13 protein-coding genes are annotated in these 12,899 nt (G+C 39.6%); 5 read left to right on the top strand and 8 right to left on the bottom strand.

What is annotated here, in order from left to right; all coding sequences use genetic code 11:
* Positions 1–155 precede the first annotated feature (155 nt).
* The gene (locus tag MKX82_RS13050) at positions 156–1,064 is read left to right on the top strand and encodes an alpha/beta hydrolase (RefSeq protein ID WP_233313254.1); all 909 of its coding nucleotides are present in this window, start codon (positions 156–158) and stop codon (positions 1,062–1,064) included.
* A gap of 40 nt (positions 1,065–1,104) precedes the next feature.
* On the top strand, positions 1,105–1,542 hold the full coding sequence (locus MKX82_RS13055) for an ASCH domain-containing protein (protein WP_237941682.1): 438 nt from the start codon (positions 1,105–1,107) through the stop codon (positions 1,540–1,542).
* A gap of 47 nt (positions 1,543–1,589) precedes the next feature.
* On the opposite strand, the gene msrA is transcribed toward MKX82_RS13055, so the two are convergent.
* The 3 genes from msrA to rnz all read right to left on the bottom strand — a co-directional run bounded on the left by msrA (position 1,590) and on the right by rnz (position 4,053).
* A complete protein-coding gene (msrA, locus tag MKX82_RS13060) occupies positions 1,590–2,105 on the bottom strand; it encodes a peptide-methionine (S)-S-oxide reductase MsrA (protein ID WP_237941683.1) in 516 nt (171 codons plus the stop codon).
* 199 nt (positions 2,106–2,304) lie between these two features.
* Positions 2,305–3,096, bottom strand: coding sequence for an SDR family NAD(P)-dependent oxidoreductase (locus MKX82_RS13065; protein ID WP_233313251.1), 792 nt, complete (start codon positions 3,094–3,096; stop codon positions 2,305–2,307).
* A 27-nt stretch (positions 3,097–3,123) separates the two neighbouring features.
* The gene (rnz, locus tag MKX82_RS13070; RefSeq protein ID WP_233313249.1) at positions 3,124–4,053 is read right to left on the bottom strand and encodes a ribonuclease Z; all 930 of its coding nucleotides are present in this window, start codon (positions 4,051–4,053) and stop codon (positions 3,124–3,126) included.
* Between the two features lie 386 nt (positions 4,054–4,439).
* On the opposite strand from rnz, the gene zwf reads away from it, so the two are divergent.
* Positions 4,440–5,945 carry a glucose-6-phosphate dehydrogenase gene (zwf, locus tag MKX82_RS13075; protein WP_245399878.1) on the top strand — a complete coding sequence of 502 codons (1,506 nt, stop codon included), beginning with the start codon at positions 4,440–4,442 and terminating at the stop codon, positions 5,943–5,945.
* A gap of 88 nt (positions 5,946–6,033) precedes the next feature.
* Positions 6,034–7,143, top strand: a complete 1,110-nt coding sequence (locus MKX82_RS13080; RefSeq protein WP_237942315.1) for a metallophosphoesterase — start codon at positions 6,034–6,036, stop codon at positions 7,141–7,143.
* A gap of 49 nt (positions 7,144–7,192) precedes the next feature.
* Here MKX82_RS13080 and gndA read toward each other — a convergent pair whose 3' ends face one another.
* From gndA to MKX82_RS13100, 4 genes are all read right to left on the bottom strand, one after another.
* Positions 7,193–8,602, bottom strand: a complete 1,410-nt coding sequence (gndA, locus tag MKX82_RS13085; protein WP_341077685.1) for an NADP-dependent phosphogluconate dehydrogenase — start codon at positions 8,600–8,602, stop codon at positions 7,193–7,195.
* A gap of 161 nt (positions 8,603–8,763) precedes the next feature.
* Complete coding sequence (locus MKX82_RS13090; RefSeq protein WP_341077687.1) at positions 8,764–10,020, bottom strand: DNA polymerase IV; 1,257 nt, start codon at positions 10,018–10,020, stop codon at positions 8,764–8,766.
* Positions 10,021–10,043: 23 nt separating this feature from the next.
* The gene (locus tag MKX82_RS13095) at positions 10,044–10,520 is read right to left on the bottom strand and encodes a chemotaxis protein CheW (protein WP_245399879.1); all 477 of its coding nucleotides are present in this window, start codon (positions 10,518–10,520) and stop codon (positions 10,044–10,046) included.
* 209 nt (positions 10,521–10,729) lie between these two features.
* Positions 10,730–11,854 carry a tripeptidase T gene (locus MKX82_RS13100; RefSeq protein WP_233313244.1) on the bottom strand — a complete coding sequence of 375 codons (1,125 nt, stop codon included), beginning with the start codon at positions 11,852–11,854 and terminating at the stop codon, positions 10,730–10,732.
* A 163-nt stretch (positions 11,855–12,017) separates the two neighbouring features.
* Here MKX82_RS13100 and prli42 point away from each other — a divergent pair, with 163 nt between their 5' ends.
* Positions 12,018–12,110, top strand: a complete 93-nt coding sequence (gene prli42 / locus MKX82_RS13105) for a stressosome-associated protein Prli42 (protein WP_233313242.1) — start codon at positions 12,018–12,020, stop codon at positions 12,108–12,110.
* 137 nt (positions 12,111–12,247) lie between these two features.
* On the opposite strand, the gene MKX82_RS13110 is transcribed toward prli42, so the two are convergent.
* Positions 12,248–12,769: a L,D-transpeptidase gene (locus MKX82_RS13110; RefSeq protein ID WP_233313238.1), complete on the bottom strand. Its 522-nt coding sequence runs from the start codon at positions 12,767–12,769 to the stop codon at positions 12,248–12,250.
* Between the last annotated feature and the right edge of the window lie 130 nt (positions 12,770–12,899).

Here is a 12,899-nt window from a genome sequence, read left to right on the forward strand (position 1 = left end):
GTATAATACTAGCAAAGCTTGTTTCATGCTTAGCTAAAAGCCAGTAAGGAGACAAGGGGTGCAAATTATATTATTGTCCGCTTTGTTTCTATAGAAAATAATGGTAAACTCATATTAGTTTTTTGAAATGAAATATTTTGTTCGGAGGAATGAATGTGAAAAAATTTTTTCGCTATTTTTTTTCATTCTTAGTTTTTATCTCATCCATCGGTGTATATTGTACGAACCGATTGATGTATATGAAGAAAAAAGAAGACGAATTTATTTTTAACAGGGAAAAAGCAGCTGGAAGACTTAAGCCAGAAGTTCTGGAATCCCTAAAAAAACGGGAAGTAACCATCCCTTCCCCATATGGATACATGCTGAAAGCAGTTGTAGCAGAGCCTTTCCCTGAAAAGCGGTATATTATTATTGCCCACGGGGTGACGGAAAGCAAAACGAACTCCATTAAATATATGAACTTGTTTCTTGAGAGAGGATTTAATGTTGTCATTTATGATCATCGTCGTCACGGGGAGTCTGGCGGAAAAACAACGAGCTTTGGTCATTACGAAAAATTCGATTTAAAAGCTGTTGTTGATTGGTTAAAGGCAGACAAAGGCAAAGACATACTTTTAGGTATTCACGGGGAATCGATGGGAGCTGCCACGATGATTCTATATGCCGGGATGGTCGAAGACGGTGCTGATTTTTATATTGCTGATTGCCCTTTTTCCGATTTTGGCGAACAGCTTAATCATCTTGTCAAAGCTGAAATGAAGGTGCCTGGAAAACTGTTTCTGCCAATTGCTGATGTTTTTCTGCGGGCAAGAGAACGATATTCTATCCGCCAAGTGTCTCCCATTGCAGTTATTGATAAAATCGCGAAGCCGATGCTGTTTATCCATAGTGAAAAAGACTCCTTTATTTTGCCGCATATGACACAGGAGCTTTTTGAAAAGAAACAAGGACCTAAAAAGCTTTTTTTAGCATTAAATGGTTTTCATGCCCAAAGCTATAATGAAAATAAAGAAGAATATGAAAAAGTAATTGATGATTTTTTGCAGGAATATGTCATTCAGTGATTTATTCACATATTCTTTATAGGAAGGTTGGCTTCTTTATATGAAAGTTCTATCCATGATCCAGCCTTGGGCAAGTTTATTTGTACTTGGTGAAAGTAAATTCGAGACAAGGTCGTGGAAAACAAATTACCGCGGACCTCTTGCCATTCATACGAGTAAGAAAATAGACAAGAAGGCAAGCAGCCATCCCAATATTCAAAAACTGTTGAACTTAAAAGGCCAAGCGCCAGACACTCTCCCAACAGGAATGATTATCGGCGTCTGCATGTTAACAGACTGCTTACGAGTGATAGACAGCCGAGAGAATGAGGCAGTGTTGGCAGATGGCCGCCTTGTTATCGGCAATGAATTTTTCCTTGGTGACTACACTGTCGGCAATTATGCTTGGGAAGTGAGCTCTATGAAGCAGCTGGATGTATTTATCCCTGCTAAAGGGCAGCTCGGATTATGGGAATATAATGGAGATATCTCCATTTAAGCAAAAAAAGACATGCAAAGCTTCGTTCTTTGCATGTCTTTTTTTGCTTATTTCCAGTGCTCGTTTATATACTCATCTCTTCCAGACATTGCTCTGTCCTCTTTGTAATGCTGTTTATTTTTCTTATGATAATCTTGATGATAGTCTTCAGCTGGATAAAAGATAGCTGCCGGCTCAATTTCTGTTACAATCGGCTTTTTGAAACGGCCGCTGTCTTCAATTGCCTTTTTCGAGTTTTCTGCCAACTGTTTTTGCTTTTCATTATGATAGTAAATAGCAGTACGGTACTGGGAACCTCTGTCTTGGAATTGCCCGCCGCTGTCTGTCGGATCTATTTGCTGCCAATACAGCTCCAGCAGTCTCTCATATGGAAAAACCTCTGGATCGAACGTGATTTGTACCACTTCTGCATGTCCAGTGCTACCCGTTTTCACTTGTTCATATGTAGGATTTTCAACATGTCCTCCTGAATACCCTGATACAATGCCTCCGATTCCCGGAAGCTCTTCAAAAGGCGTTACCATACACCAAAAGCATCCGCCTGCAAATGTTGCTTTTTCCATCTTCATCCCTCTTTCTGACCACTAACTTCCTAAACGGAAGATTCTTCTAAGTTAAGATTGAAACTAGTATATACTAAATTCTAGTAGGATACTACCATTTAACACTAAAAAAGGACTTGCATTCATTGGATAAATAGCTATAGAAAAATGCTTAAAATGGCTGAAATTAAGGTTTTTGGCTATATTACCGTTAAGGAGATTACTTTTTGTCCAGCATGCCGCCCATAATCCGGTCAGCAATACGAGGAAACAGATTATAAAGAACGCTGCCTGCATTCATCCATTTCGGCAAATTCAACTCTCTTTTCGGTTTTAAAATCAGCGCTGTTATCTTGTCCGCAACATAATCTGTGGAAAGCATGAACTTCTCCACATTTTTTGCATAGTTGCCGGATTTATCTGCAATCTCAAAAAAATTAGTATCAATTGGTCCTGGGTTAACTGCTGAAATACGGATATTGGTTTTAGCAACCTCCATTCGCAAGCTGTTAGTGAAGCCTAACACAGCATGCTTTGTTGCTGAATAGCCGCTTGACTTAGCTGTCGCTAGCTTGCCGGCTTGTGAGGCAATGTTAATTATATGACCTTTATTGGCACTTAACATCGACGGCAAAACTTCCTTCGTACAAGCAATCAGTCCTAGAACATTGACAGCAAACATTCTTTCCATATCAGCAATACTTGTTTCATGGAGGTACTCAAAAATGCCAAAGCCGGCATTGTTCACTAAAATATCAACAAAACCGACCTGTTCCTTAATTTCAGCAAATACCTCATGCACTTTTTCCAGATCGCTTACATCTAAAGCGAAATAGATTGGATTTACTGCTGTTTCACTTTGTATTTTTGCTGCGATTTTTTGGAGCTTTTCCTCTGTTCGCGCAATCAGGATTGGTCTTCCACCAAGCAATGCTATATTGATAGCAAGCCTTTCGCCAATTCCTGATGATGCTCCTGTTATTATGATATTTTTACCTTGTAAGCTTTCCATCCGTTTCACCTCTTATATCATTCATGATTAATCGCTATCTTTTTGTACTGGAATATCATATTCCTTGAAATCCTCTGCAGCAGAGGATGGCGGGAATATTCGTTTTGCTTCTTCAAGAAGGCTGTCGGCACAATCATATCTGGCGCTAATATGGGTAAGAATCAAAAATTTCGCCCCCGCTGCCTTTGCGTTTGCAGCTGCATGTGTTGTCGTCGAATGATAATATTCCTTTGCTATGTCTGCTTCCCCTTCAGCAAAAGTGGCTTCATGTACTAACACATCAGCATCTTTTGCAAGCTCTACTGCTGCTTGACAGGTTCTTGTATCACCTAAAATTGTGACTATTCTCCCCTTAATACTAGGTCCAACAAAATCTCTGCCATCAATGATACTGCCATCTTCAAGGGTAACTTTTCGGCCTGCTTTAATCTCTTTAAATATCGGTCCAGGCTTTACTCCGATTTCTGCCAGTTTGTCTGTTTGCAGAACACCAGGCTTATTCTTTTCCACAATACGGTAGCCAAAGCTCACCACACCATGCTCCAGCATTTTCGCTTCCACTGTGAATTTATCTTCATCTAATATAATGCCATCTTCTATTTCTACTATCTTTAATTCATATTTTAAGTATGTTTGACTAACCTTCAGACTAACAGCAATATATTCAGCAATTCCTTTTGGTCCGTATACAGTAAGAGGTGTTTCTCCTCCTTGAAAGGATCTGCTTGCTAAGAAGCCTGGTAACCCATATAAATGATCGCCATGAAGATGGGTGATAAACACCTTTTCCACTCTTCTCGGTTTAATGTTCGTATGTAAAATTTGGTGCTGTGTTGCTTCCCCACAATCAAACAGCCAAATGCTTCCTGTTTCCTCGAGCAGTTTCAATGCGATGCTCGTCACATTTCTTGCCTTGGCTGGAATGCCAGCTCCTGTTCCTAAAAATGTAAGCTGCATATTCAAGTCACTTCTTTCTCTTTTTCTAAGCTTCTTTCTACTAAAAGTATGGGTATGTGATTGGACATTTTGCACAAAAAAATCGATACTAATAGCAGTATACGGCAAAAAATGCCACAAACCAAATATATTAAAACTTTTTCCTAGTAAGTTTCCCTATTATCATGTAATATCTAAAAAGACAACATATTTTTCAGATATGGATATAGGCTGCTTACCTTTTAAAAATTTTCAAATATTCAAACATAATATTTGCCAAATTAACTTTAGTCAGCTAAAATTCTATATCTGTACAGATGCTCAAGGCTTGCAAACCGAGTTTTGCAAGAACTTGAACAACAACAATGGGGATACAAAGATCATACATATATATAGAAAAGAGGTCCATGTACGTGAATCAAAATCAACAATCTACTGCGTTAATCATGATTTTTGGGGCAACTGGAGATTTGGCAAACAGAAAACTGTTTCCTTCCCTTTACCGTCTATACCAAAAAGGCAAACTTTCTCGTTTTGCTGTAGTCGGCGTCGGAAGAAGAACTTTAACAGATGAGCAATTCAAACAAAATGTACAAAACTCTGTCGCTGAAGCAATATCTGGCAGCAAGGATTTAGAAGCATTCGCTTCCCACTTCTGCTACCATTCGCATGATGTAGCTGATTCCAGTTCCTATGCTGCTTTGAAAAACATTGCGGACGACTTGGATAATAAATATAATTTGGGCGGAAACAGAGTGTTCTACTTAGCAATGGCACCTGAGTTCTTTGGTCCGATTGCCATACATTTAAAAGAGGACGGTCTGACAGATGTTGCTGGCTTTAAGCGCCTGATTATCGAGAAGCCGTTTGGACATGATTTAGAATCAGCCAAAGAGCTGAATGAACAAATTCGTACGGCATTTGCAGAAAATGAAGTATACCGCATTGACCACTATCTTGGTAAAGCGATGGTTCAAAATATTGAAACAATTCGTTTTTCCAATGCTATTTTCGAAAATCTATGGAATAACCGTTATATCAGCAATATTCAAGTCACTTCTAGTGAAGTGTTGGGTGTGGAAGAAAGAGGAAGGTATTACGAAACAAGCGGCGCTTTGCGTGACATGGTGCAAAACCATATTCTGCAAATGGTTGCCTTGCTTGCAATGGAGCCGCCAATCCGTCTGACTCCAGATGAAATCCGCTCTGAAAAGGTTAAAGTATTCCGTGCAATGAGACCTGTTGAAGGGGATGCAGTGAAGGATTATTTCGTCAGAGGGCAATACGGAAAAGGTGTAGTGGAAGATTTGGAGGTTCCTAGCTACCGCGAAGAACAAATGGTAAATCCAGAGTCGCAAACCGAAACATTTGTGGCTGGAAAAGTGATGATTGATAACTTCCGCTGGGCTGGTGTGCCATTCTATATCCGTACAGGAAAACGCCTTGAATCAAAATCAACCAAAATTGTCGTTCAATTTAAAGATATCCCAATGAATCTTTATGACAGACCAGATCAAGCGTTAACGCCAAATCTGCTTGTTATCCATATCCAGCCGGAAGAAGGAATCACCTTGCACTTAAATGCAAAAAAAGCCGGCCAAAACATGGAAGCTACACCAATTAAATTAAGCTATGCCAACACAGGCATCGCAAGCATCAATACTCCAGAGGCATATGAAAAGCTGATTGATGACAGCATTCATGGTGACGCAACAAACTTTACCCACTGGGATGAAGTGGCACTTTCCTGGAGCTATGTTGATAAGATTTCACAAGCTTGGGCAAGCACTCCAGCAGAAAACTTCCCGAACTATGTTTCTGGCAGCATGGGTCCGAAAGAAGCAGATGAGCTTCTTGAGAAAGACGGATTCTTCTGGTGGCCGCTAAGTCAGTTTGAAGTAGATGTTTGCTGATTATAATAATAACAATATTAAAACGTGAAATCCTCGATTTCACGTTTTTATGTACTTATCAATATTATGATGGGAGTTTCGAAGTTTGATGGGAAAAACAAAAATAGTCGTGCAATTTTTACTCGTGTTTCTTCTATATAATTTAATTATTTTATATATTGGCTGGAATATCTTCACATGGCTTGAAGTATTGCTGCCGAATGTGTATGTTCCTGTTTTGACGGCTATACTGCTTATCGTTGCGTATTCGTATTTTGCCGGCCATCTCATCCGTTCCATTCCCTTATTCCGGATTGTCGGTTCGTATTGGCTCGGTTTTCTTCAATATGCTGTCCTTATCTTGCCAATAGCTGACTTAGCAGCATATATTATTTCAAGATTTACGGATGCCGATAAAACAGTTGCCATTATTGGAATTATGACCTTTATAGCTTTTGCTTATTTACTGATTGCAGGGAGCTATAATGCTTACTCCCCTGTTATTAAACAATATGAGCTTATGCTCCCTAAAGGTACAGCAAAACCTAGTAAGCTGAAGATAGCAATGGCATCCGATATGCATTTTGGCACATTATCAGGCAATGCCCACTTAAACCGGCTTGTAGAGCAAATCAATGGACTGGAACCTGATATCATTCTTTTTCCAGGTGATATTATTGATGATGACCCTATTCCCTTCCTCCGTAAAAGAATGGGTGATAAAATGATGGAATTAACCGCTCCTTTAGGAATTTATGGTGTATTAGGAAATCATGAATATTATGGTAAAAAAATTCCGGAGTTTTTGGAGGAAATGAATCGTGTCGGTGTAACGATTTTAATGGATGAGACAGAAGTCATAGATGACCGATTTATCCTGATTGGCAGAAAAGATAAGACAGACAAAGACCGCTTGCCTATCAGGGAATTGGCTCACCAAAAACCTGCTGATCTCCCTGTCATCATGATGGATCACCAGCCAGCAGAGTTAGTGCAAGCTATGGAGGAGGGCATCGATTTATCTTTATCTGGCCATACACATAGAGGTCAAATGGCACCAAACCATTTAATTACTAGAAAAGTATTTGAATTAGATTGGGGCTATAAACAAAAAGAGCAGCTTCATGCCATTGTTTCATCTGGCTATGGATTTTGGGGTCCTCCAATCCGCATGGGCAGCCGCTCGGAGATTGTATGTATTGATATTGAATTTGTATAAAATTCAGCAAACAAAAAAACACCGAATGGTGTTTTTTTGTTTTAACTGTTTATTTCATCCAGTTAGTGTGGAATACGCCTTCTTTATCCGTGCGTTGGTATGTGTGTGCACCAAAGTAGTCACGTTGTGCTTGAAGAAGGTTTGCTGGAAGCGTTTCTGTACGGTAGCTATCGAAATACGCTAGTGCAGCAGCAAAGCTTGGTACAGGAATACCGTTCAATACAGCACCTGAGATTACTTCGCGAAGAGCAGCTTGGTATTGCTCTGCGATATCGCTGAAGTATGGATCAAGCAACAAGTTCTTCAATTCTGGGTCACGGTCATAAGCATCTTTGATTTTTTGCAGGAATTGTGCACGGATGATGCAGCCTCCGCGGAAAATCATTGCGATTTCGCCGTAGTTAAGATCCCAGTTATACTCTTCAGATGCAGATCTCATTTGCGCGAAACCTTGCGCATAAGAAACGATCTTGCTCAAGTATAGGGCTTTGCGAACAGACTCAATATATGCAGCTTTATCGCCTGTAAACGGCTTGATTTCTGGTCCAGTCAATACTTTGCTTGCTTTAATACGCTCTTCTTTCATTGCAGAAATGAAGCGTGCAAATACTGATTCAGTAATCATTGGAAGTGGAACACCTAAGTCAAGTGCACTTTGGCTTGTCCATTTACCAGTACCTTTTTGGCCTGCAGTGTCAAGGATTAAGTCTACAAGCGGCTTGCCTGTTTCTTCATCCACTTTAGTGAAGATGTCTGCAGTGATTTCGATTAAGTAGCTGTCTAATTCGCCTTTGTTCCAGTCAGCAAATACTTCATGCAATTCTTGAGCATCAAGGCCAAGAACATGCTTCATGATGAAGTAAGCTTCACAGATTAATTGCATATCTCCATACTCAATACCGTTATGAACCATTTTTACATAATGACCAGCACCGTCTGGACCGATGTATGTTGTACAAGGCTCATCGTTTACTTTTGCAGAGATATCTTTGAAGATAGGAGCTACTAGCTCATAAGCTTCTTTTTGTCCACCAGGCATGATAGAAGGCCCTTTTAGTGCTCCTTCTTCACCACCAGATACACCAGTACCAATGAAGTGGATACCTAGCTCACTCAATTCTTTGTTGCGTCTTTGCGTATCTACGAAGAAAGTGTTTCCTCCGTCAATAACAATGTCGCCTTTATCAAGCAATGGCTTCAATTGTTCAATTGTAGCATCTGTTGCTGGACCTGCTTTAACCATAAGCATGATTTTGCGCGGCACTTCTAATGATTGAACAAATTCCTCCATTGTGTATGTGCCAACAATGTTTTTACCTTCTGTTTCTTGCAGCATTTCTTCCGTTTTTTCTTTTGAACGGTTGAATACTGAAACAGTGTAGCCCCTGCTTTCGATGTTCATAGCAAGGTTTTTACCCATGACTGCTAAACCAATAACCCCAAATTGCTGTTTTGTCATCTTTTAACGTCCCTTCTAAACTATGTATCCTTAGCTTTATAGTAGAATTCACTTTACTTTAGCAAGATTCTACTATTTATACAACTATTCTAGCTCATTCCAAACAAACTTTCATCGAAATTCTGAAAAAAATTTTCTTAAAAAGTAAATTACTTATAAAACTACTTTCCTTGGAGGAAATCTTTGTTAAAACTTGTTTGTGTTCCTACATTTTCATCAGCCTTTGAAACTGCATTTTCTGAGGCCGGTTCAATAATTTTCGAACCGTATTTTGCCTTTAACTGTTCAATAGTTTTCCATAAAGGCTCTTTTTCTGCTTCTTTTTCAAACGAGAATAAATCAAGTTGTTTGGCAACATAGCTATTCTCTACTAAATCAGTTGCAGTTATGCCAAGCAGTCTGACCGCATTGCCGTCCCAGGCTTGAAGAAACAGTTCCTTTGCGATGTAGATTAAGTCACTTTCCGCTTTCACCGGGTTATTAAGCTTTCTGCTTTTTGAAAAGTTCTTCCTATTTCCATACCGGATTGTAACACTTAACCCCTTTGCATGGACTTTCTTGCGCTTCATTCGGGTTGCAACCTTATGGGCCAATTCTGTAATTACTGCAAATAGTTCCTGCTGATTTGCTGTATCCTTCGGCAATGTGGATGAATTGCCGATGCTCTTGAACTCTTTAGCAGCTTCAGGATCAACTTGTCTGTTATCCATTCCATTCGCTCTGTCCTTTAAACGGAGACCGTTTATCCCAAGCACTGCCTTCAGCTGGATTGAATCAGCATGCGCCAAATCCTTTATTGTCGTTATGCCCTGCTTCCTCAGCTTTTCACCTGTTTTTGTGCCAATGCCATGCATTTCCTCGACTTCAAGAGGCCATAAGACGTTTGGCACATCCCTTTTTCTCAGAACAGTAATGCCCATTGGCTTCTTAAAATCGGAAGCGGTTTTCGCGAGAAATTTGTTTGGAGCAATTCCAATACTGCATGGCAAATCCAGGCGGTCGTGTATCCTTTTTTGAATAGACTCCGCAATTTCAAGGGGAGTTCCAAACTCATAGCTTTCTGTTATATCAAGATAGCCTTCATCAATGGATACAGGTTCTACTAAATCGGTGAATTCCCGCAAAATGTCAAACATAGCAGCAGAAGCTGTGCGATACCTGTCAAACTGGGGTTTCATGATAATCAGCTCAGGACACAATCTTTTCGCTTCCCAAAGGGGCATCGTCGTCTTTAGACCGAACTTTCGGGCCTCATAACTGCATGTAATAATAATCCCTTTTCGTTCCTCCACATTGCCTGCAATGGCAAGCGGTTTTCCTTTTAATGAAGGCTCGTATGCCATTTCTACTGATGCATAAAAACTATTCATATCGACATGCAGAATGACTCTGCCCTTTTTCGGATAGAATTCCTTCATTAAAATCACCCATCCTATCTTTACTACACAGGCTGTTTGTTCATATAATCCTTAATTTCTTTGATGCCATCAAGGGAATCAAGCAGAATATGCGGCTCAATCACCATAACGAGGCGATTGTCTTCCAGATTCAAGACACCTGTGAAATAGCTTGTCTTTTGATAGGCAGACAAGCCTGCTTGTTTAATCATCTCTGCTTTTACATCTATTATTTCCTTGGCTGCATGAACTAAGACAGCAAATGACAGTTCTTCTGTTTTAATAACAATCAGCCTGTTGTGCTCATTAGACTGCGTTGCCTTATTATACAATACATTTTGCAGATCAATAACGGGAATAAGCTCATCCCGCACCTTCGTAATTCCAAGCACATAAGAAGGCAGCTGAGCTATATTTGTTATATTTTCCTCTTTTTCGATGGATATAACGTGCTTAATGGAAATAGAGTATTCTCCTGAACCAACTTGAAATATTACCGCTTTATCTAAATCCTGTATCATTTATACTTCTCTCGCTTTCTATTAATTTTTTATGTAAATGGATGTTATTTGAAAGTCACTCTAGTATTATTATACTAATTTTATCTTATATCCTCTACCAAAACGACTAAATCTAGCTGTTTTTATCCGTTAATTGACATTATTTCAGTATATCACTCCTGTTATTTCTCCATAATAAAAAGCTTTCCCTTTTAGGGGAAAGCTTTTTATTATTTTGCTGCTGCAACTTCCTCAATAATTGCCACAACCATCTCTGCCAATTTATTCAGTTCTTCGATTGGCATTCTCTCATTTGTTGTATGTATCTCCTCATAACCGACTGCAAGGTTAACTGTTGGAATACCAAACCCACAAATTACATTTGCATCGCTGCCGCCGCCGCTTTGCTGCAATTCACAGCTTCTGCCGATTTTTGCTGCTGCTTTGCGCGCCACTTCCACAACATGGTCTCCTTCGCCAAACTTGAAACCTGGGTACATTACTTCGACATCAACAATCGCTTGACCGCCCATGTCTTTAGCAGCTGTTTCAAATGCACTCTTCATCTTTTCTACTTGAGCTTCCATTTTTTCAGCTATTAACGAACGCGCTTCTGCAAGGATATCCACATGGTCACAAACGATATTCGTTTGCTGGCCGCCTTCGAAACGTCCGATATTTGCTGTTGTCTCACTGTCAATTCTGCCTAAAGGCATATTGGAAATAGCTCTTGATGCAATCGTAATCGCAGAAATGCCTTTTTCAGGTGCAACACCAGCATGAGCTGTTTTGCCAAGGATGGTCGCTTTAATTTTTGCTTGTGTAGGTGCAGCGACAACAATATTGCCGACTTTTCCATCACTATCAAGTGCATAGCCGTATTTAGCTTTTAAAAGGGACGGATCTAGCGCTTTAGCTCCAACCAATCCAGACTCCTCACCGACTGTGATGACAAATTGAATAGTGCCATGCGGGATAGACTGCTCTTTCAAGACAGTGATAACTTCAAGCATAACTGCAAGACCTGCCTTATCATCAGCACCTAAAATAGTTGTGCCGTCAGTTACGACATAGCCATCTTTAATGGAAGGCTTAATGCCGACACCTGGAACTACAGTATCCATATGAGAAGTAAAGTAAATTGGATCTGCTCCCTCTGCATTTCCTGGCAGTGTACAAATCAAATTTCCGGCACCATGGCCAGTTACAGCTGTTGTGTCATCTTCAAATACATCTAAGCCAAGTGCTTCAAATTTGCTTTTCAGCAATGCACAAATCTCTTTTTCATATTTTGTTTCGGAATCTACTTGCACAAGCTCCAAAAACTGATTTAATAAACGTTCGTTATTTATCATATTTCGTTCCTCCAAATAATTACTCACTTTATTAGTATACACCTAAATCAGCAAATGTTTGAATATATTCGCTTTGATTCATGGAAATTTCTTTATAGTTGTTACTTTATGCTTTTCCTAGTAAAATAGAAGGACAAGAATAAGCAGATAAATGGAGGAATTTATGAACAAAAAATTTCAAAAGATCGTCGTGTATTTGATGATTTTTATCATGTTGCTTTCTACTCTAATGATTGGATTGAGCATGCTGTTCTAAATAAAAAATGGCCTGTTATTAAGTGCTGCACCCCAAAAGTTAGAGTTGAAATCTAACTTTTGAGGTGTTTTTTTATGGCTAAATATAGTGGGAATTTCAAACTGAATATTTTTCAAGAGTATTTGAAAAGTGCTTCTTTACATATTTATGCCTTTATCAATTGCTCCATATTCAACAGCTAACGATTCAGCATCCTTACTGGAATCTGTAATCAGCACCTTTGTACCTAAAGGAACAGATTGAAAGATTGACTCAATTGCCTCATTTTGCATACGCACACAGCCTTGTGACACATAATGGCCAATGGAGGCTGGATTGTTCGTGCCATGAATTCCGTATGTTCTTCCTTCTGTGCCTTCTGCATCAAACCCAATCCATCTTGTGCCTAACGGGTTTTTCGGATCTCCGCCCATAATATCCTTCTTGCGGTAATAAGGATTTATTGCCTTTACAGTCACAGTAAACAGCCCTTCAGGTGTGAGTTCATCCTTTTTTCCTGTCGCCACACTAATAAGTGTCTGCACCCTGTTATCATCCACTAATGCCATTTGATTCGTGCTTTTATTTATAATAACGAACGGGTCGCCCGGCATTGGATTATCGCCAAGCGGCCAAATCGGAGACACAGCCAGCAGCAGACCTGCCAGTAATTTCAGCATCCACACACATCCTTTTTAGTCTAGTATGTGTGAACACTGTATTTTTATACTATAGTTTATTAATAGCTAAATGATAACTAGAATTTATTTGATTCCCCATAACTAGGCCGAGTTAGCGGCTATTACATAG

Source organism: Niallia sp. FSL R7-0271 (genome assembly GCF_038005785.1).
Lineage (GTDB): Bacteria > Bacillota > Bacilli > Bacillales > Cytobacillaceae > Niallia.